This is a genomic window from Histophilus somni 2336, from assembly GCF_000019405.1.
Classification (GTDB): Bacteria; Pseudomonadota; Gammaproteobacteria; order Enterobacterales; family Pasteurellaceae; genus Histophilus; species Histophilus somni.
Map to the genome: position 1 here is coordinate 44926 of NC_010519.1, position 22104 is coordinate 67029.

A 22104-nucleotide genomic window follows, 5' to 3' on the forward strand; every position below is an offset into this window, starting at 1 on the left:
AAATTAGAGGATAAAATTTATTTACTTATATTGCCATTGTTTGGAATTTTCTCTAGAATTTGAGAAATTTTAACCCCAAAACAGATAGGTAATACAAAAATGAAGAAAAAAATCACTTTTACTAAATCTCTCATCGCTTCAGCGTTGGCATTATCAGCGAGTTATGTCAATGCGTCTGCTTTCCAACTCGCCGAGGTATCCAGTTCCGGTTTGGGGCGTGCTTATGCAGGTGAAGCGGCAATTGCTGATAATGCCGCCGTTGTAGCAACCAACCCTGCATTAATGAGTTTGTTTAAAGCGAAACAATTCTCATGGGGGGGGGGTATACGTTGATTCCAACATTAATGTAAACGGAAAAATAGACGTTAGCACATCACCAATTCCTTCTTCTCCTGATATTCTAAATGTTAAAGCCAATCAAAAAAATATCGTCCCGAATACCCTTATTCCCAATCTGTATTTTGTAACCCCTATTAATGATAAATTTGCCATCGGTGCAGGCATGAATATGAACTTTAGTTTGAGAAGTAAATATAAAGATGATTATGTTGGCGGTGTTTTGGGTGGAACAAGCGAGATGGATTCTATTAATTTGAATTTAAGCGGTTCATATCGTGTCAGCAAAGGATTAAGCGTTGGTGCAGGATTAAATGCCATTTATGCCAAAGCGAAATTTGAACGCCGTGCAGGGATTTTAAAGAAAACTATTGATAGTTTACGTAGTGATGACAATGAGCTGCTTATTTTACTCTCTCCATCAATAGTATCATCGGCATATAGCCTAACATTTCATGAAAACAGTACTGTAGCACGCTTACAAGATAACAATGCATGGGGATTGGGTTGGAATATCGGTGCGGTTTATGAATTTAATCAAGATAATCGTATCGGTATTGCCTACCATTCTAAAGTAGATATTGATTTTAAAGATAATGATACATTGGGTTATATACTTGGCAAAGAAGAGATTAAGCTTCATCGTGCAAAAGGTAAGTTAACTTTACATTTACCGAGCTATTTCGAAATTTCCGGTTTCCACCAATTAACAGCAAAATTTGCTATGCACTACAGCTATAAATATACGCAATGGAGCCGTTTACAAAGTTTGCATGCCGCTTATTCCAATGGTGAAGTCGCTTTTCATAAAGATGAAAACTTTCATGACAGTTCTCGTGTAGCTTTAGGGGCAACTTATGATGTGAATGATAAATTAACTTTACGTGCAGGTATTGCTTATGATGAATCCGCCGACCACCCAACTGCTTCCATTCCGGATACCGACCGCACTTGGTACAGCTTAGGGGCAACCTATCATTTCACACCAAATCTTTCTGTCGACATGGGCTTTGCTCATTTACGCGGTAAAAAACAGAAATTTAAAGAGAACCACTCATTTACAAGCAAAGATAATTATGAAGTAGGTAGAATAGATGCAGATTATCAATCAACAGCACGAGCCAATCTGTATGGCTTAAATCTTAACTACCGTTTCTAACGATTATCCAATTGTTTATTAGTTATAGAAGGCGTATTTTGATACGCCTTTTTATTTTTTACTCAAAACATCATAAAATCTTAAATGAGTAATCTAATAAATATGTCAAGTTGCGATTTTAGGAAAATGTCAGTATTCAATATCAATCAGGCAAATTGACGTTGCTCTCCGTTACCTTCTACGTTTTCGATACAACGCCCGCAAATGTGAGAATGTTCCTTATTTGATCCGATGTCTGTAGAAAAGTGCCAGCAACGAGGGCATTTTTCCCCATCGGCACGTTCCACTTTTATCGCTAAGCCTGTCAATTCGCTTTCAGCTACATCGGCTTTCGACAACGGTTTCACTACGACTTGTGAGGTAATCAACACAAAGCGTAACTCATTACCGAGTTGTTCCAGTAATGGACGAATTTCCTCGCTTGCATAGACGGTGACTTTAGCTTCAAGTCCTGCTCCAATTAATTTGTCGTTACGTGCTTGTTCTAATACACGGTTCACTTCGGCACGTACTTTTAATAACTGTTGCCAGTAAGTATCGTCCAATTTATCGCTTTCATCTAACCCAAACAAACCATCATAAAATTCCTCGGTAAAGACAAATTCAGCACGATTATCCAGTTTTGGCAAGTAGCCCCAAATTTCATCAGCAGTAAAAGATAAAATCGGTGCAATCCAACGCACAAGAGCTTCTGAAATATGCCATAATGCCGTTTGGCAACTGCGACGAGCAAGGCTATCCGCCTTAGTTGTATACTGGCGATCTTTGATAATATCCAAATAAAATGATCCCATCTCAATTGAACAAAAACGCATTAAGCGTTGTACAACTGTGTGGAATTGATAGTTATCATAAGCTTCTTTGATTTCGTTTTGTGCTTCTAAAGCACAACTTACTGCCCAGCGATCAAGAGAAATCATTTCTTCAGGGTTAACTAGGTCGTTTTTTGGATCAAATCCGTTTAGATTTGCTAGTAAAAAACGAGCAGTGTTACGGATACGGCGGTAAGTGTCGCCTGCACTGTTTAAGATTTTGTGTGAAACGGCAATTTCTCCTGTGTAATCGGTGGACGCTACCCATAAACGTAAAATATCCGCCCCGTTTTTGTTCCAAACTTCACTTGGCACAATAACATTACCGAGAGATTTGGACATTTTCCGACCTTTTTCATCCACCGTAAAACCATGGGTAAGTACTTGCTTATAAGGTGCCTTATTGTTAGTTGCAGTAGATAACATCAACGAAGACATAAACCAGCCACGATGTTGGTCTGACCCTTCTAAATACATATCCGTAGATTTACCGTTAAATTCAGGGCGTTGCTCTACCACGGAAGCATAAGTTGATCCCGAGTCAAACCACACGTCAAGCGTATCCGGCACTTTATGATAAGTTTTTGCATCTTCACCCAGTAATTCCGCAGGATCAAGATCCCACCAAGCCTGAATACCCGCTTTCTCAACACGTTTTGCTATGTCTTCAAGTAATTCTAAAGTGCGAGGGTGTAACTCTTCCGTTTCATTATGCACGAACATAGTCATCGGTACCCCCCAAGTACGTTGGCGAGAAATACACCAGTCCGGACGGTTTGCTACCATTTTATCAATGCGAGCTTCCCCCCAACTAGGAATCCAACGCACAGATTTAATTTCGCTTAATGCTTTTATACGCAAATCTTGCGTTTCCATACCGATAAACCATTGTGGTGTAGCTCGGAAAATAATGGGTGTTTTGTGTCGCCAGCAGTGTGGATAGCTATGTTTAATACGTTCCAATTTAAGCAATGCACCCGTTTCTTTCAATTTTTCCAATACCAAATCATTGGCTTCAAATACGCCTTTACCGGCAAAGAATGGCGTTGAAGAAATGAATTTACCGTCATTTGCCACCAACCCAGCCATTTCCAAACCATATTTTTTTGATACCACAAAGTCATCTTGACCGTGATCCGGAGCGGTATGAACTAAACCTGTACCCCCATCAACGGTAACGTGATCGCCTAGAATAATAGGAACAGAAAAATCGTAAAACGGGTGATGAAAACGAACAAGTTCTAAATCTTGACCTGTTGTCGAACCTAAAATTTCCAGCTGTTCAATTTTTAACGCATTTTGTACCGCTTGTACTAATTCCGCCGCCAAAATTACACGCTCATCACCAAGTTGAACAAGCTGATATTCCAATTCTGCATTCACTGCAATCGCACGGTTAGACGGTAATGTCCAAGGTGTTGTCGTCCAAATGACCGCAGACAATGCACCTTGACCTTTACCAAGTGCATTGAATTTTTCTTCAACCTCCGCCGCACTTACCGCCGCAAAACGCACATAGATTGATGGCGAAACTTTGTCTTCATATTCCACTTCCGCTTCAGCCAGTGATGAAGCACAATCTAAGCACCAATGAACAGGTTTTGAACCTTTGTAAAGGTGACCATTTTGAATCACTTTACCTAAAGTGCGGATAATTTCTGCTTCAGTTTCAAAATTCATTGTAAGATAAGGATTATCCCAATCTCCCAGTACGCCCATACGGATAAAGTCCGCTTTTTGACCTTCAACTTGTTCTTTTGCATAATCACGACAAGCCTGACGAAACTCTGCTGCTGAAATTTTCTCGTTCGGCTTACCTACCAAACCTTCTACTTTTAACTCAATCGGTAAACCATGACAATCCCAACCCGGCACATAAGGTGTATCAAAGCCAAGTGCGGTCTTAGATTTCATAATAATGTCTTTCAAAATTTTATTGACGGCATGACCAAGGTGAAGTGTACCGTTTGCATAAGGAGGTCCGTCGTGCAAAATAAAGGTTTTCTTACCTTTCGAGGCTTCTCGCACTTTTTGGTATAAATTTTTATCATACCAGTTCTTCAACATATCTGGCTCACGTTTAGCCAGATCACCTCGCATTGGAAAACCCGTTTCAGGGAGATTTAGAGTGTTTTTGTAGTCTGTCATATTAATTATTTCTCAACTTTATAATGAATCCAAGATTGTTTTCGCACTGGAATACACAAGGATAACCCATTGATTTACCGAATTTACTAAACGAATTTGTCCATTCAGAAATTCAACCATCCAATAATCCTCAAAATTAATATCTGTAGTATTAATATTGCATTCTTCATTTGACCGAGCATAATCTGCACCGCATACTACTTTTGTCGGCGGACCATACTTTTGGGGCAATCCATTTAAAATATCTTTCACTTCTTGTACTTCACGTGGGAAGGGCGGTCTGTTTTGGTTATAATTCAAAATATCAATTGCAATACTGTTCAATACTTGTCCATTAAAATAAGCGGTTGCTTCTCGATTATTGCCGTTAAATAAAAAATGCTGACATTTATAAGAATTTAATGGCTGGTAATATTCCCAACCGGTGCATAATTTAGAGTCGGCAATTTGTTGATAGGTCATGCCGAATTTAAGATCTTTATAACCGTCTAAAATGATATTTTGGGCAAAACTCAAGCAGGGAATAAATGTACCCAAAATCAGCAACAAATTTTTTAACTTTTTCATGAAATGTCCTAACAGAATTTCTTGCATTAACATAATTTATTTGCAACAAGAAAATAAGCAAAAGCGATTTAGCATTATACGCATAAATCCTTAACGGTCAAAGGTTCAAGACTTGCTGAAAATACTTTTTTGCCACAACAACATCATTTTCAATCTGATTTTTAAGGGCATTTAGAGAAGGAAATTTTTTTTCATGGCGAATTTTATGGCAAAATTCAATTTGCAAGGATTGACCATACAAATCACGATCAAAGTTAAACAAATGCACTTCCAATAATTGTTTTACGCCATTGATAGTAGGTCGCTTGCCAATGTTGGCAACTCCTTGAAAAATATCGCCATTTTTTAACCGCACTTTTACAACGTATACACCTTTAATTGGATTAACTTGCCGATGTAAATAAATGTTTGCAGTGGGAAAACCAATAGTTCGTCCTAATTTATTGCCATGAGCAACTCGTCCATAAATACGATATGGCTTACCCAGTAACTTTTCTGCCAACGCTAAATTATCTTCTGATAAGGCTTGGCGAATGGCGGTGCTACTAATACGCTGGTCATTTAATTGTAAACTTCGATTATCTTCCACTATAAAGCTTTGTTGTTGCCCTTTTTTTTGCAGAAGTCGAAAGTCGCCTTCTCGATTTAAACCAAACCGAAAGTCATCACCAATGCTTAAAAACTTCATCTTCAGATGTTTCACTAAACAATCTGAAATAAATTGCTCCGCACTTAATTGGGCAAAAGTGCGGTTGAATTTAACGCAGAAAACATAATCTACACCTAACTGTGCTAGATAGGCGAGTTTATCTCGTAAACGCATAAGCCTTGCCGGTGCTTGATCACCTTGAAAATACTCATAAGGTTGAGGTTCAAATAACATCACTACAACGGGCAAATTCAGTTGTTTTGCTTTCGCTTTTAAATGTTGCAAAATGGATTGATGCCCTAAATGAACACCATCAAAATTACCAATAGTTACAGCACAACCCTGCTGTTTTAAAGGCTCGGGTAAATTATGAAAACCACGAATAAGTTGCATAACATCGCCTAAAAATAAAAATTTCTTGAAAATTGTCGCACATTATACGTATAAATATACAATGGTAAAAGAATGCAGCATAAGCTTACTTTCTGTTTAAAATTAGAAAACGACAAGCATAAGGATTTTTCTCATCTGCCGGACGTTGTTGCTCAAATTCAATCTGCCATTCTTGCCAATTAAATTCAGGAAAGAAAGTATCTCCCTCAAGTTCTGTTTGAATTTCCGTTAAATATAATTTATTTGCTTGAGGAAGGTATTGCTTAAATAATTCGCCCCCGCCAATCAACATAATTTCATGATGATTTTCTCGCACAAAATCTACCGCACTTTGTAGATTGTCTTTCCAAATAATGCCATCGTGTTCATAAGGCGAACGAGAAAGTACAATATTGGTTCTATTCGGTAAGGGACGACCGATACTTTCAAAGGTTTTTCGCCCCATAATAATGGGTTTTCCGCCAGTATTTTGACGAAACCAAGCAAGATCAGCCGGCAAATGCCAAGGCATTTGATTATTTTTGCCAATCACATGATTTTTTGTCATAGCAACAATTATACTTAGTTTCATTTGCTTTCCTTCTTCATTATCAAAAATCAAAAAAGTTTATCAGCGAGAGTGACTATACTACAGGTTTGTGTCGATAAAACAATAAGCCGGGTAATGCTAGGCCAAAAACAAGTGCTCCAATGAGGAAACCTGTTTTGAGAAAATATTCCGTCATTTGTGCTACACGTTGTTCATTGAAACCATAATGATGCAAATGAACAATTGCGATCATGGCTTTATAAGCGAAAACGCCTGGGATCATTGGAATAACCGCTGCGACAGTAAAAACTTTCGGGTGAGCCAAATAACGATGCGATAAATATACGCCAATAAACCCAACCACACTGGCAGCTATAAAAGTCGCAAAAACTAAAGGAATATCGAAATGTACTAAGAAAGTTCTTGTCCCATGCCCCAATGCCCCCAAAAATGCACAATATTTTAAAACATTCTTAGGTACATTAAACACTAAAGCAAATCCGACAGCAGGAATAGCTGCAAAAAACATATCATCTAATAACTTTAAGATAAGGTCCATGATTAACGCCCCCAATTGGCAATATGTAAAAAACTTAGTGCAAATACAATTCCTAAACAAGTACCAAAAGTTAATACTGTTGCCAAAGTCCAACGTGCAATTCCCATATTAATATGTCCTTTTAGAATATCGGCAAGCGAATTAATCAATGGAAACCCCGGTACCAATAACAATACACTTGATGCTAAGGCTATTTGCGGATCATTACCTAATTCATATTTAACAGCCAAACCCGCCACCATAGAGGCAACAAAAGCGGTTATAGCAAAAACAATCAAAGGATTATAATGACGCAAAGCTAAAGTTTGACGAATAAACATAGCGATAGATGAGGCGATAAATGTGATTAAAAAAACGATTATATCTCCACCAGATAAATGGGCAAAGCAAGCACAGGACAATCCGATCATAGTAACAACTACAAAACGATTGTATTTTAAAGGCTTAATACCATCTAATTTTTTGCGAATCTGTTGCAGATCATATAGTCCTTTTTCTGCCATAATTACCAAGCGTTGTACCTCTGTTACCACTTGCATATTAATGCCTTTATCAAGGTTTTTGCGTACCGTAGTAATGCAATTGTGATCATATAATGTAGTAATAATGACGGCATTAGGTGTCAGTGCACATTCCACACTATCTATTCCCAATGCAAAACCTAAACGTTGTGCCATTTGTACAATCAATGTACTTTCTGCACCATGCTGCAATAACATCTGTGCAACTTGTGCACAAGTTCTTGTTATTTCTCGTTGTCGAAATGAGCTATTATCCTCTGTAGTATTCATAAAAACACCTCATTCTATTAAAAAAGATGACCGCACTTATTATATGCCTTTCTTCTGTATCAATTTTGTTTTAAATCATAAAACAGCAATGAAAATCGCATGATTTTTCCTAACTTTAATGGTAACTTATGGGGAAATTTTTCAAGTAAAGACAACTATGGAAACACAAAAAACAAATAAAACCATTGTGGTAAAATTTGGTACCAGCACCTTAACGCAAGGTTCATCAAAATTAAATCGCCCTCACATGATGGAAATTGTGCGTCAAATCACACAGTTGCATCGAGCAGGCTTTCGTATAATTATTGTTACCTCCGGAGCGATGGCAGCGGGGCGACATTATCTCAATCATCCGCAACTTCCTCCAACAATTGCCTCAAAGCAATTACTAGCAGCAGTAGGACAAAGTCAACTCATTCAAACGTGGGAACAACTTTTCGCTATTTATGATATTCATATTGGGCAAATTCTGTTAACTCGAGCGGACATTGAAGATCGTGAACGTTTTATGAACGCAAGAGATACGTTACATGCTTTATTAGATAACCGAATTATTCCGGTAATTAATGAAAATGATGCGGTTGCAACCGCTGAAATTAAAGTGGGGGATAATGACAACCTTTCTGCATTAGTGGCTATTTTGGCACAAGCAGAACAACTCTACTTGCTAACAGATCAACGTGGATTATTTGATAGTGATCCAAGAAAAAATCCTCAAGCAAAACTGATTTCCATAGTCGATAAAATTACTGATCATATCCGCTCTATTGCCGGAGGAAGTGGGACAACGTTAGGGACGGGAGGAATGACAACAAAAATTAGTGCTGCTGACATAGCGACTCGTTCCGGTGTTGAAACCATTATTGCACCGGGTAATCTTGAAAATGTCATTGTCAATTTGGCTTATGGAAAAGACATCGGCACAAAATTTGTTGTGCAGACAGATCGCTTGGAAAGCCGTAAACAGTGGATCTTTGCTGCACCGGTTGCAGGTATAGTAACTATTGATGAGGGAGCGGAAAGTGCGGTATTGATTCAGCATAAATCTCTATTACCTGCAGGTATTATCAGTGTTGAAGGATGTTTTTCTCGTGGTGAAGTTGTTAAAATTTGTGGTTCGAACGGTAAAAAAATTGCTTTGGGCGTACCTCGCTATAACAGCGATTCTCTCATACAAATAAAAGGAAAAAAATCGCAAGATATTGAACAGATCCTCGGTTATGAATATGGTTCTGTTGCTATTCATCGTGATGATATGGTCGTTTATTAATCAGAAAGTTTTTATCCTGATAAAATAACAACCAGCTTGTCAAAAGAATGTGTTTAGACTACTAAATGAAGAGCAAAGACTTCATATACTTTTGAAGTCATATATGAATAAAAACCCAGCAAATGCCGGGTTTGGAAAAGAGATATAAAATTAAAAGAATTTAACCGTTTGCTTTCTCAACTTGACTGAATTCGAGTTCAACCGGAGTTGCTCGACCAAAGATTAAAACAGAAACTTTAAGACGCCCTTTGTCGTAGTCCACTTCTTCAACCGTACCATTGAAATCGGCAAACGGCCCTTCAGTAACACGAATTTCTTCACCGGGTTGAAACTCTTTGCGATGACGAGGTTTATCTGCGGTTTCTTGTACACGATTAAGAATACGTTCGGCTTCTTTTTGTGAAATAGGTGCCGGTTTATCTGGTGTTCCACCGATAAATCCCATCACTCGTGGAACACTACGAACTAACTGCCAAGTATAGTCATTCATTTCCATTTGAACTAAAACATAACCAGGGAAATATTTACGCTCACTTTTACGACGTTTACCACCAACATTTTCAACTACTTCTTCTGTTGGAACTAATACTTCACCAAACTGTTCTTCCATTTGATGTAATTTAATATATTCTCGTAATGTCGCAGCAACACGACCTTCAAAACCGGAAAATGCTTGAAGGACATACCAGCGTTTTTTGGCTGTATTTTCTGTCATATTAGAACCTTAAATCCGTTAAAAATGTAATTAATGAAACGATAACCGAATCCAATCCCCATAAAATTAATGATGCTATTACAGTCACAGCAAATACAATTAATGTTGTTTGCATTGCCTCAGGGCGAGTAGGCCATGTGATTCGTCTCAGCTCAATACGAGAATCGGAAAAAAATCTTCTGGCTTTCATACCTTGATTAGTAATAGCGGCGATACCTAAAGCAATAAGTAAAGCAACAACAATACCCACAACACGAAGAGCTGTTGAAAATTTTTCTACTAAGTAAATATTACTTACAGCCGCCACAATAACAATAGCAACCACTAACAACCATAAAAAGCCATTTAGACCTTTCGATTTCTGCTCAATTTCCGGAGCTGCTTTATTTTTTGTAATTTCTAATGCCATAAATTAGTCCATCATTTAATTTTATACTGGAATCCTATTTGAACGAGCAATTCTAGCACTTTCTTATTTTATTGCCTATCAAAAAATATAAATTACGTGCTATTTTTAATCTTAATGAAAAAGGGATCTATAAGATCCCTTTTCTGTCGAAACCTATACAAATAGGAATTCGGTATTACTTAATGATCTTAGCAACAACACCCGCACCTACAGTACGTCCACCTTCACGAATCGCAAAACGTAACCCTTGGTCCATCGCAATCGGGTGAATTAAGCTTACTGTCATTTTGATGTTATCGCCAGGCATGACCATTTCAACACCTTCCGGTAATTCAATTGTACCGGTTACGTCAGTAGTACGGAAATAGAATTGTGGACGGTAACCTTTGAAGAATGGAGTATGACGTCCTCCTTCCTCTTTTGACAACACATAAACTTCTGATTCAAAGTCTGTGTGCGGTGTAATTGAACCCGGTTTCGCTAATACTTGACCACGTTCAATTTCTTCACGTTTTGTTCCACGTAATAATGCTCCAATGTTTTCTCCCGCACGACCTTCGTCTAATAATTTACGGAACATTTCTACACCCGTTACCGTGGTTTTTGTTGTCTCTTTAATACCGACAATTTCAACTTCTTCACCAGTACGGATAATACCACGCTCTACACGTCCGGTTACTACTGTACCACGTCCTGAAATTGAGAAAACATCTTCAATCGGTAATAAGAACGGTTGGTCAATCGCACGCTCAGGCTCCGGAATATAGTTGTCTAAGTGAGACGCTAATTCAAGAATTTTTTCTTCCCACTCAGCAACTCCATTTAATGCTTGTAATGCTGAACCACGTACAATTGGTGTGTCATCGCCCGGGAAGTCGTATTGAGAAAGTAATTCACGTACTTCCATCTCAACCAATTCCAATAATTCTTCGTCATCTACCATGTCGCATTTGTTTAAGAATACGATGATGTACGGTACACCTACCTGACGACCTAATAAGATGTGCTCACGAGTTTGTGGCATTGGACCGTCTGTTGCCGCTACCACTAAAATAGCTCCGTCCATTTGTGCCGCACCTGTAATCATATTTTTTACATAGTCAGCGTGTCCCGGACAGTCAACGTGTGCGTAGTGACGTGTCGCTGTATCATATTCAACGTGTGAAGTGTTGATAGTGATACCACGTGCTTTCTCTTCCGGTGCGTTATCAATTTGGTCAAATGCACGTGCCGCACCACCAAAGTGTTTGGATAATACAGTCGTGATCGCTGCTGTTAAAGTTGTTTTACCGTGGTCAACGTGGCCGATTGTACCCACGTTTACGTGCGGTTTTGTACGTTCAAATTTTTCTTTAGACATTGAAAGTCCCTCTAAAAAACACGGTTATCGATGGTACAATAACACCACATTAACCTAATGTATGATTTACGGTTTAATTAAAAGGATAGTTGAAACAAGAAGTGGTGCTGATAGGCGGATTTGAACCGCCGACCTCACCCTTACCAAGGGTGCGCTCTACCAACTGAGCTATATCAGCGCCTGGAGCGGGCAGCGGGAATCGAACCCGCATCATCAGCTTGGAAGGCTGAGGTAATAGCCATTATACGATGCCCGCAGTCCATAATTCAACTGTCCCATCAGAATTCATTATTAAGAATGGTGGAGGGAGAAGGATTCGAACCTTCGAAGGCTGAGCCGGCAGATTTACAGTCTGCTCCCTTTGGCCGCTCGGGAATCCCTCCACGCAAAAATGAATACTTGTTTACTTTAGAATGGTGCCGACTACCGGAATCGAACTGGTGACCTACTGATTACAAGTCAGTTGCTCTACCTACTGAGCTAAGTCGGCATCGTAAGCAAGTGAGGCGTATTATATGGAAAAAATTACCCCTGACAAGTCTTTTTTCGAAAAAAAAACACTTTTTTTATTATTCGATTAATAATCAGGCAAAATATATAAAAATTGTGAAAAAAACAGTTGATTTAGTCTCTTTCCAGATACTTGTTTTAGCATTTATAATGTATATTTTTATCTCTTTCTGTCATTTTAAGTAGAATTTATCGTGGAAGAACTCAACACTATTAAACTTTCTGACCACTTAACGCCTTTTTTAACTTTTAATCGGCAACAGTGGGCTGAATTGCGAAAATCAGTACCTTTGAAACTAACAGAGCAGGATTTGAAGCCACTATTGGGTTTTAATGAGGAGCTTTCTTTAGAGGAGGTGAGTACAATTTACTTACCTCTTGCTCGTCTGATTAATTACTATATAGAGGAAAATTTACGACGGCAGACTGTCCTCAAACGTTTTCTCAGCGGGCATAATCCTAAAGTACCTTATATCATTAGTATTGCAGGTAGTGTGTCGGTGGGTAAAAGTACATCAGCCCGAATTCTACAATCGCTATTGGCCAATTGGCCCGTTGCAAGAAAGGTAGACTTAATTACCACTGATGGATTTTTATATCCACTGGAAATATTACAGAAGAAAAATTTGTTGCAAAAAAAAGGGTTCCCTATTTCGTATGATACTCAGCGATTAATTCGTTTTTTAGCTGATATTAAATCGGGTAAAAAAAATGTTAAAGCACCAATTTATTCTCATTTAACCTACGACATTATACCCAACCAATTTGATATTGTTGATCGTCCGGATATTTTAATTTTAGAAGGTCTTAATGTTTTGCAAATTGGGTCTAATAAATCAAATCAAATGTTCGTATCTGATTTTGTTGATTTTTCAATTTTTGTTGATGCAGAGGAGGATCAATTAAAAGAATGGTATATAAAACGCTTTCTAAAATTTTGTCGCAGTGCTTTTACAGATCCGAATTCTTACTTTAAACATTATGCCAACTTATCTGAACAGGAAGCCATCGAAACCGCAAGTCAAATTTGGGATAATATTAATGGCTTAAATTTGAAACAAAATATTTTACCGACAAGAGAACGAGCGAATTTAATCCTAAAAAAAGGAGAAAACCACAAAGTTGAATTGGTCAAACTTAGGAAATAAATAAAAAATACCGCACTTTTTTAAAAAGTGCGGTATTTTTATCCATATTTTAATTAATGTAAAACATCAACAATATTTAAAAAGATGTTTAATGCTACGCTATTTAACAGATCGATAAAGAATGCACCAACCATAGGCACAATTAAAAACGCTTTGTGGGACGGTCCGAAATGAGAAGTAACTGCTTGCATATTCGCAACGGCTGTTGGTGTCGCCCCCAAGCCGAAACCACAATGCCCTGCACTTAATACAACGGCATCATAATCACGTCCCATCATGCGATAAGTCACAAAAATAGAATAGGCAGCCATTACCACAACCTGTGCTACCAGTACGACTAAAATTGGTAATGCTAATCCAGCCAATTCCCAAAGTTTTAAAGACATCAATGCGATAGCTAAAAATAGTGATAAACCCACTGTACCTAACACATCAATTGCCTCATCCGCTACTTTGAACTTCACAACATGAGCGAGTGCATTACGAATTACCGTACCGGTAAATAAACACCAAACAAACGTCGGTAATTGAAGTGCGGTTCCTTTTGTAAGCACATCTAAATATTGCCCGACAATCAGACACACGGACATCATCGTAATGGTTTCAATAATTGAACGAGTATTGATTTTGCGACGATATACGGGCTTTTCAAATACCTCTTCTATATCGTCCACATTTTCATCTTCCAGTACTTCCGCTTTATGCAAGCGTTTCAATAAGAATCTGGCTACCGGTCCACCGATAATCCCCCCGAAAACCAAACCGAATGTCGCACAAGCCATTGCCAGTTCCAATGCCCCTTGAATGCCAAAACGATTACTTAAAGTTTCTGCCCAAGCAGCTCCTGTACCATGACCACCCGTTAATGTAACGGAGCCTGCGATTAACCCGTAAGCAGGATCTAAACCAACAAGCATAGAGGTTCCGATACCGACTGTATTTTGTAGAATAATTAAACCAAGTGCGGCGAATAAAAAGATAACGAGAGGTTTACCGCCTTTCGCTAGACGAGCAAAGTTGGCACTTAGACCAATTGAGCTAAAGAACACTAACATCATTGTAGTCTGTAATTTAGTATCAAAACTAAAACTCATATCCCAAAAGTGATGCACAATGCTTAAGATAATAGCCACAATAAAGCCACCAACCACCGGCTCCGGAATATTGTATTCGCTCAAGAAATGTACACGTTTCACTAAAAAATAGCCCAGTAATAAAACCAAGCAGGCTAATGCCACTGTTTCATAAGTACCAAAAGTCATATTAACCCCTTTTTTTGATTGTTGTTCCTGTATATATTATTAAATCAGATACTAGGATAGGAAAAATTAGCAAAATATTTTTGCAAATTCAGCAAGCCTGTGGAACGTAACAAAAAAAAGCATTTTTGTCTAGCAAATTACTTCTTTATGTATCAGTAAAAGTAAAATTTGGTAGATCTATTTAGTCAAATTCAAGCTCAACCGCATTTTCTCCTAACATTGTTACCAGTGCACTCAATAACTCATCTGTTGGATAAACAGACCATTGCACACCGAAGCGTATCAAAGCTCGTCCGTCTTTACTTTGATAGTAAAGATGTATTGGCAAAGAACCGCCGCTACAAGGTTCAATAATTCCTTTGAGTTGGCGAATAAAGTGCGGTGTTATTTGCTCTTGGGATAAGCTGATGGCTAAATTTTTTGCATAACGACTACGAGCTTCATCTAAAGTCATTAACTCTCGTACAGACATTTTTAGCCCTTGAGAAAAATCATCAAAACTGACTGTACCGGAAACAATAACAACGGTGTCCTTCTGTAATTTATCACCAAAACGTTCTAAAGCATCAGCAAACAACGTTATATCTAAAAGCCCGGAACGGTCATCTAAAGTTGCAATACCTAATCGGTTTCCTTTTTTCGTCACTGCAAATCTTAATGCTACAATTAAACCGCAAACAGTACTTATTTTGCCTCGAGTGTTTGGAGATAACTCATTTAAACGTGTCGAACTGTAATGAGACAACTCTTTTAAATAACGAGTAATCGGATGACTGCTTAAATACAAACCTAATGTTTCACGCTCACCGTCTAAAATTTGTTTCTCGCTCCAACGTGGCGTGTGTGCATAAGCGGTTTCAACATCTTCATGGCTTGAAGTTAGTACACCAAACATATCAACCTGTCCTATCGCCTCATCTTTTGCATGCTGATCCGATGCTTTCAACGCATCTTCCAAATTTTGGGCAAGTGCGGCTCGATGTGGACCCAATTTATCAAACGCACCGGATTTAATTAGATTTTCAAAGGTGCGACGATTAATCTGTTTTAAATCTACTCTCGCACAAAGATCGAATAAATCTTTAAAAATTCCGCCTTGTTCACGGGCTGAAACTATTGCATTTATTGGGACTTCTCCAACGCCTTTTATTGCACCAATACCATAAACAATTTCACCATTATCATTCACACTAAAATGATGTTTGCCTGTATTAATATCAGGGGGAACAATAGTGAGACCCATACGTAAACACTCATCATAAAAGCTCACGATCTTGTCTGTGTTATCCATCTCTGAGGTCATCACCGCTGCCATAAATTCAGCGGGATAATGTGTTTTTAACCAAAGGGTTTGATAAGAAACCAAAGCATAAGCGGCAGAATGAGATTTATTAAAGCCATAACCGGCGAATTTTTCCACTAAGTCAAAGATTTTCATGGCTAAATCGCCATCAATCCCTTTTGCTATCGCACCTTTTTCAAAAATATCTCGTTGTGCTGCCATTTCTTCAGGTTTTTTCTTACCCATCGCTCTACGCAATAAATCCGCACCGCCAAGGCTGTATCCCGCCAGTACTTGTGCAATTTGCATGACTTGTTCTTGATAAACGATAACCCCATAGGTAGGTTCTAAAATCGGCTTAAGGGATTCATGTTGATACTTAACATCAGGATAAGAAACAGGTTCCACTCCGTGTTTACGATCGATAAAGTTTTGCACCATTCCAGACTCTAAAGGACCGGGGCGGAATAATGCTACAAGTGCAATAATATCCTCAAAACAGTCGGGCTGAAGTTTCTTGATAAGATCTTTCATTCCCCTCGACTCCAGCTGGAAGACTGCTGTGGTTTCAGCTTTTTTTAACAAGTTAAATGAATCGGGATCATTTAAAGGAATTGTCGAAATATCTACCGCACTTTTACCCTCTTTAACCAAACGAGCGTTAATCATATCCAATGCCCATTTAATAATGGTCAGCGTGCGTAAGCCTAAAAAGTCAAATTTCACTAATCCTGCATATTCAACATCATTTTTATCAAAATGTGTAACAGGATGTTTCCCTTCCGAGTCGCAATATAGAGGTGAGAAATCTGTAATTAAACTAGGAGAAATAACTACACCGCCCGCATGTTTACCCGCATTACGTGTTACTCCCTCCAATTTTCTTGCCATATCAATTAAGGCTTTCACTTCTTCATCATTGTTATAAATTTCGGATAATCTCGGTTCTGCCTCAAAAGCCTTTGTCAAGGTCATACCCGGATCGGCGGGAATTAATTTAGCAATACGATCCACAAAACCATAAGGGTGTCCCAATACACGCCCCACATCACGAATAACCGCTTTTGCCGCCATTGTTCCAAATGTGATGATTTGCGAAACCGCTCCACGCCCATAAGTTTCTGCAACATGCTCAATCACACGATCTCGCTTGTCCATACAGAAATCCACATCAAAATCCGGCATAGAAACACGTTCAGGATTGAGAAAACGCTCAAAAAGCAAATCAAATTCAAGAGGATCCAAATCGGTAATTTTTAACGCATAGGCGACTAAAGAACCTGCTCCGGAACCACGTCCTGGTCCTACAGGAATATCATTATCTTTTGACCACTGAATAAACTCCATCACGATCAAAAAATAACCGGGAAAGCCCATTTTATTAATGACATCCAGTTCGGTTTGTAAGCGATCATCGTATTCTTTACGTTTTTCTGACCGCACTTGCGGATCAGGAAACAGGGTCTGCAAACGCTCCTCTAATCCCTCTTTCGATTTTTGGATTAAAAAATCTTCCGGACTTAAGTCACCCGTTGGAAATTTCGGTAAAAAATAAGTCCCTAAGCGAATAGTGACATTACAACGTTGTGCTATTAATACAGTATTTTCAAGTGCGGTAGGAATATCAGCAAACAGCTCACACATTTCTTGCTCCGAGCGGAAATATTGTTGTGAACTGTATAATTTCGGGCGTTTCGGATCATCCAGTGTATAACCATCATGAATGGCAACTCGAATTTCATGTGCCTCAAAATCCTCCGGACTTAAAAAACACACATCATTTGTTGCTACTAAAGGTAATTGTTTTTGCTGTGCAAGTATTAAAGCAGATTGAATATAGCGATCTTCATCGGATCGACCGGTGCGACTTAAACTTAAATAAAAGTGGTCGGGAAAATATTCTTGATAAAAAGCTACCGCAGTTTCCACATCAGCAGAATTATTTTTCAGTAATTTTTTCCCTACATCGCCATTGCGACCACCGGATAAAATGATAATTCCCTCATGATGTTCTGCCAACCAAGACTGATCAATGTAAGGTAAATTATAATAACCACGTTCATAAGCCTTCGAAAGTAATAAGGTAATATTATGATAACCCTCGTTATTTTTGGCTAATAACGTCAGTTCAAAAAGTTCATCTCCCAACAAATCACTTTTCACGAGAACATCAGCACCGATAATAGGCTTAACGCCTGAAGATTGTGCTTCACCATAAAAACGAACTAAGCCACAAAAGTTAGTAAAATCAGTCAATGCCATTGCCACCATTTCATGTTGCACACAGGCTTTTATCAAAGGTTTTACCTTAGTAATGCCGTTAATCATGGAAAAATCACTGTGTACACGCAAATGTACAAAACGAGGCTGTGACATAAAAAATCCTATAAAAATAATTTGAGGGAAAAAGTGCGGTGTATTTTAGCGATATTTCTCAACAAGCTCAATCAAAGGCAAAGGACAAAAATTCCGGCAAATTATTACCGCACTTTGAAAAAAAGAAACCCGACTAAAAGCCGGGTTTAATTTAGCTAAAATGAACTACTGTTTTGCAACAACCTTCCCATCAACATAATCCACAATGACTTTTTTACCCGGTAATAATTGTCCGGATAAGATTTGTTGTGCTAATGGATTTTCAATTTCTTGTTGAATGGCACGTTTTAATGGTCTTGCACCGTAAATCACATCGTAGCCAACTTCACCGATAAAATCTAAAGTCGCATCGGTAAATTCAAGCTGATAACCATGAGTTTCCATACGTTTCACTAAGCGTTGTAATTGAATAGTGGCAATGGCACGAATATTTTCTTTAGCTAATGGATGGAATACCACAGTTTCATCAATACGGTTGATGAATTCAGGTCGGAAATGTTGCCCTACAACTGACATAACAACCTCTTTCATAGCATTATAATCCAACTCTTTATTGCCTTGAATTAAATCAGAGCCTAAATTTGAAGTCATAATCACTACAGTATTACGAAAATCAACCGTTCTGCCCTGTCCATCGGTTAAACGTCCATCATCTAGCACTTGCAATAAAATATTAAAGACATCGCTATGGGCTTTTTCCACTTCATCAAGCAAAATCACAGAATATGGACGACGACGTACCGCTTCGGTTAAATAACCGCCTTCTTCATAACCGACATAGCCCGGAGGTGCACCGACTAAACGTGAAACGCTATGTTTTTCCATAAATTCGGACATATCAATACGCACCATTGCATTTTCGTCATCAAACATAAAATTCGCCAAGGTTTTACACAGTTCCGTTTTCCCTACGCCCGTTGGTCCTAAGAACAAGAATGAGCCAATAGGACGATTTGGATCAGATAATCCGGCACGACTACGACGAATAGCATTTGCGACAGCAACAACCGCCTCTGATTGTCCTACAACACGCTTATGCAATTCTTGTTCCATACGCAATAATTTATCTTTTTCGCCCTCCATCATTTTTGCAACAGGAATGCCTGTCGCACGTGAAAGCACTTCAGCGATTTCCTCATCGGTAACACGATTTCGCAATAAAGTCATCTCTTTTCCTTCCGCACTTTCAGCTTGTGCAAGCTGTTTTTCCAGCTCAGGAATACGACCATACTGCAACTCAGACATTTTCGCAAAATCACTGATTCGGCGAGCTTGCTCCATTTGAATTTTGGCATTGTCCAGCTCTGCCTTGATGTGTTGAGCACCCGAAAGTGCGGCTTTTTCCGCCTTCCAAACGTCTTCCAACTCCGCATATTCACGTTCTTTTTCACCAAGCTCTTCCTCAAGAAGATCCAAACGCTTGCGACTTGCTTCATCATCTTCTTTTTGTAACGCTTGTTGTTCCAATTTTAATTGAATAATACGGCGTTCTAATCTATCTAAAGGTTGTGGCTTACTATCAATTTCCATACGAATACTTGAGGCTGCCTCATCAATTAAATCAATAGCTTTATCTGGTAATTGACGATCGGAAATATAACGATGAGAAAGGGTCGCTGCCGCAACAATTGCCGGATCGGTAATTTGCACATGGTGATGAATTTCATACCGCTCTTTTAACCCACGTAAAATGGCAATCGTATCTTCAACTGTCGGCTCACCAACAAATACCTTTTGGAAACGGCGTTCAAGTGCGGCATCTTTTTCAATATATTGACGATATTCATCTAAAGTTGTTGCACCTACACAATGCAGTTCACCACGAGCTAAACTTGGCTTTAACAAATTTCCCGCATCCATTGCCCCGTCAGTTTTTCCCGCACCTACCATAGTGTGAATTTCATCAATAAATAAAATCACACGCCCTTCTTCTTGAGCTAATTCTTTGAGAACCGCTTTTAAACGCTCTTCAAATTCACCACGATATTTGGCTCCCGCAATTAACGCTCCCATATCCAGAGAAAGAACACGTTTTCCTTTTAAGCCTTCAGGTACTTCACCGTTTACGATACGTTGTGCCAACCCTTCCACAATCGCTGTTTTACCTACACCCGGTTCCCCAATTAATACTGGATTATTTTTTGTACGACGTTGTAAAACCTGAATGGCACGGCGAATTTCTTCATCACGCCCGATAACAGGATCCAATTTTCCACTTTCTGCCCGTGCAGTTAAATCAATAGTATATTTTTCTAATGCCTGACGATTTTCTTCCGCACCTTGTTCATTCACTTTTTCGCCTCCTCGCAATTTATCAATGGCTTGTAGTAAATTTTCTTGTTTTATACCGCACTTTTTCAAACTTTCACTTAAAGCACCTTTATCTTCAAGAATTGCTAATAAAAATAATTCAGAGGAAATAAATTTATCTTGCCGTTGTTGTGCCAGTTTGTCGCATAAATTTAATAATTTGACCAAACTTCTGGAAACCTGAATATCCCCATTATTCCCCGAAACTTGTGGTAAACGGCTCAATTCTGCAGCTAAGTCATTATGCAATAATGCTAAATTTCCCCCACTTGCTGTTAATAATGGCGGGATTGAACCATCTTGCTGATTTAAAAGTGCGGTCATTAAATGAACTGGTTCAATAAATTGATGGTCTTTTCCTATGGCTAAAGATTGAGCTTCAGCAATAGCTTGTTGAAATTTAGTCGTAAGTTTATCTATGTTCATAATCTCTCCTAAAATTAATTTCTGCGTTTCATCGTAAAAATTAACCACATAATGAAACGCCTTCTATTCGCTCACTAGTTAAGTAAGATTAAACAACGATATTTCAAGTAGAAAAGTAAAATAAATTTAGTAAAACCTATTAATTAAATGAATTTTAATAGGTTTTACAATAAATAGAGGGCATTAATGAAAAAGTTTTTTCCCAAAGAAAAATAACAATAAACCGAAACCGATGACAACAAAACCGATAAGTTGCCAAACATTTACCGCTCTTTGCGTCATTCCGATTAAACCGAAATGATCAATGATCAAAGCAGTCAGTAATTGACCGACAATAATAAAGAACAGCATATTGGTGACGCCGATTTTGGGTGCAAGAAAGATAGTGGTAAATACCGCTAATGCACCTAATAAACCGCCGATGAGTTTCCATAAGGGCTGTTTAGGGACTTGTTGTAGTGCTGAAAATAAATCCATTTTCCACCAGCAAATGAAAAATAACGCTATCGTTCCCATCGCAAAGGAAACAAAGGCTGCAAAGACAGGTTGTCCCGAGAGAGATTGTGCTAACTGAGTATTAATTGCCGCTTGTGCGGCTAATGCGATCCCTGCACATAATGCAATTAATATAAATGGAAGTAACATTTTTATTATCCTTTAAAAAATTCAGTGAAATGAATTGCATTCTATACTTTTCAAGCAAAGATACAAAAGCTAAAATGTCGCAATAATATAAATCCTATAACATGTGCTCCAAGTTCAAACTTTTTCCATAAAAAATGTATGATAGACATGTTATTAAACTAAATAGCTTTTAAGGGAATAATTATGACAAACACAAACGTACAACTCATACAAGAAGGCGTAAATCTAATGCTTTCCGGTATGGGCTTTGTTTTAGTCTTTTTATTAATTTTAATTTTTGCTATAAAACTGATGTCTAAACTTATCGGTTACTTTTCATCTGAACCAACCCTTCCTCAGCAAGCGTTTATTCCTACAACAGAATTAAATGATTTAGAGCGTTTACGTCCGGTTATTGTAGCAGCAATAGCACATCACCGTCGTCAACAAAATTTACAATAACGGAGAA

16 protein-coding genes, 4 tRNA genes and 1 pseudogene are annotated in these 22104 nt (G+C 38.4%); 4 read left to right on the forward strand and 17 right to left on the reverse strand.

The features are described from left to right. Nucleotides 1-99: 99 nt before the first annotated feature. Nucleotides 100-1495, forward strand: a pseudogene (locus tag HSM_RS00260) (porin). 146 nt (nt 1496-1641) lie between these two features. On the opposite strand, the gene ileS reads toward HSM_RS00260, so the two are convergent. From ileS to HSM_RS00290, 6 genes are all read right to left on the reverse strand, one after another. After that, nucleotides 1642-4455 (reverse strand): isoleucine--tRNA ligase, encoded by a 2814-nt coding sequence (gene ileS / locus HSM_RS00265; RefSeq protein ID WP_012341373.1) that lies wholly within the window; start codon nt 4453-4455, stop codon nt 1642-1644. 18 nt (nt 4456-4473) lie between these two features. Continuing rightward, a complete protein-coding gene (locus HSM_RS00270) occupies nt 4474-5022 on the reverse strand; it encodes a hypothetical protein (protein WP_012341382.1) in 549 nt (182 codons plus the stop codon). 97 nt (nt 5023-5119) lie between these two features. Further along, nucleotides 5120-6064 (reverse strand): bifunctional riboflavin kinase/FAD synthetase, encoded by a 945-nt coding sequence (ribF, locus tag HSM_RS00275; RefSeq protein WP_011608341.1) that lies wholly within the window; start codon nt 6062-6064, stop codon nt 5120-5122. 85 nt (nt 6065-6149) lie between these two features. Next, a complete protein-coding gene (gene folA / locus HSM_RS00280; protein ID WP_011608342.1) occupies nt 6150-6635 on the reverse strand; it encodes a type 3 dihydrofolate reductase in 486 nt (161 codons plus the stop codon). Between the two features lie 52 nt (nt 6636-6687). Beyond that, the gene (locus tag HSM_RS00285) at nt 6688-7152 is read right to left on the reverse strand and encodes a threonine/serine exporter family protein (RefSeq protein ID WP_012341410.1); all 465 of its coding nucleotides are present in this window, start codon (nt 7150-7152) and stop codon (nt 6688-6690) included. Between the two features lie 2 nt (nt 7153-7154). Then, nucleotides 7155-7943 (reverse strand): threonine/serine exporter family protein, encoded by a 789-nt coding sequence (locus HSM_RS00290; RefSeq protein WP_012341420.1) that lies wholly within the window; start codon nt 7941-7943, stop codon nt 7155-7157. 157 nt (nt 7944-8100) lie between these two features. Between HSM_RS00290 and proB the strand changes: the two genes are divergently transcribed. Further along, nucleotides 8101-9213 carry a glutamate 5-kinase gene (gene proB / locus HSM_RS00295; RefSeq protein ID WP_012341429.1) on the forward strand — a complete coding sequence of 371 codons (1113 nt, stop codon included), beginning with the start codon at nt 8101-8103 and terminating at the stop codon, nt 9211-9213. Nucleotides 9214-9373: 160 nt separating this feature from the next. Here proB and nusG read toward each other — a convergent pair whose 3' ends face one another. The 7 genes from nusG to HSM_RS00330 all read right to left on the reverse strand — a co-directional run bounded on the left by nusG (nt 9374) and on the right by HSM_RS00330 (nt 12187). Next, nucleotides 9374-9928 (reverse strand): transcription termination/antitermination protein NusG, encoded by a 555-nt coding sequence (gene nusG, locus HSM_RS00300; protein WP_012341435.1) that lies wholly within the window; start codon nt 9926-9928, stop codon nt 9374-9376. Between the two features lies 1 nt (nt 9929). Then, nucleotides 9930-10337 carry a preprotein translocase subunit SecE gene (gene secE, locus HSM_RS00305; RefSeq protein WP_012341445.1) on the reverse strand — a complete coding sequence of 136 codons (408 nt, stop codon included), beginning with the start codon at nt 10335-10337 and terminating at the stop codon, nt 9930-9932. 175 nt (nt 10338-10512) lie between these two features. Further along, complete coding sequence (tuf, locus tag HSM_RS00310) at nt 10513-11697, reverse strand: elongation factor Tu (RefSeq protein ID WP_011608348.1); 1185 nt, start codon at nt 11695-11697, stop codon at nt 10513-10515. 102 nt (nt 11698-11799) lie between these two features. Further along, nucleotides 11800-11875 (reverse strand) — tRNA-Thr (locus HSM_RS00315). Nucleotides 11876-11878: 3 nt separating this feature from the next. After that, nucleotides 11879-11953, reverse strand: a tRNA-Gly gene (locus HSM_RS00320). A 42-nt stretch (nt 11954-11995) separates the two neighbouring features. Then, nucleotides 11996-12080: transfer RNA gene (locus HSM_RS00325), tRNA-Tyr, on the reverse strand. Nucleotides 12081-12111: 31 nt separating this feature from the next. Beyond that, nucleotides 12112-12187, reverse strand: a tRNA-Thr gene (locus HSM_RS00330). Between the two features lie 214 nt (nt 12188-12401). Here HSM_RS00330 and coaA point away from each other — a divergent pair. Continuing rightward, complete coding sequence (coaA, locus tag HSM_RS00335; RefSeq protein WP_012341464.1) at nt 12402-13355, forward strand: type I pantothenate kinase; 954 nt, start codon at nt 12402-12404, stop codon at nt 13353-13355. 53 nt (nt 13356-13408) lie between these two features. On the opposite strand, the gene gltS is transcribed toward coaA, so the two are convergent. From gltS to HSM_RS00355, 4 genes are all read right to left on the reverse strand, one after another. Beyond that, a complete protein-coding gene (gene gltS, locus HSM_RS00340) occupies nt 13409-14617 on the reverse strand; it encodes a sodium/glutamate symporter (protein ID WP_012341474.1) in 1209 nt (402 codons plus the stop codon). A gap of 181 nt (nt 14618-14798) precedes the next feature. Beyond that, the gene (gene dnaE / locus HSM_RS00345; protein ID WP_012341485.1) at nt 14799-18275 is read right to left on the reverse strand and encodes a DNA polymerase III subunit alpha; all 3477 of its coding nucleotides are present in this window, start codon (nt 18273-18275) and stop codon (nt 14799-14801) included. A gap of 165 nt (nt 18276-18440) precedes the next feature. After that, nucleotides 18441-21011: an ATP-dependent chaperone ClpB gene (clpB, locus tag HSM_RS00350; RefSeq protein WP_012341496.1), complete on the reverse strand. Its 2571-nt coding sequence runs from the start codon at nt 21009-21011 to the stop codon at nt 18441-18443. Nucleotides 21012-21194: 183 nt separating this feature from the next. Next, nucleotides 21195-21656 carry a DMT family transporter gene (locus HSM_RS00355; protein WP_012341507.1) on the reverse strand — a complete coding sequence of 154 codons (462 nt, stop codon included), beginning with the start codon at nt 21654-21656 and terminating at the stop codon, nt 21195-21197. A gap of 183 nt (nt 21657-21839) precedes the next feature. Between HSM_RS00355 and HSM_RS00360 the strand changes: the two genes are divergently transcribed. After that, nucleotides 21840-22097 (forward strand): oxaloacetate decarboxylase subunit gamma, encoded by a 258-nt coding sequence (locus HSM_RS00360; RefSeq protein WP_012341518.1) that lies wholly within the window; start codon nt 21840-21842, stop codon nt 22095-22097. The last annotated feature ends 7 nt before the right edge of the window (nt 22098-22104 follow it).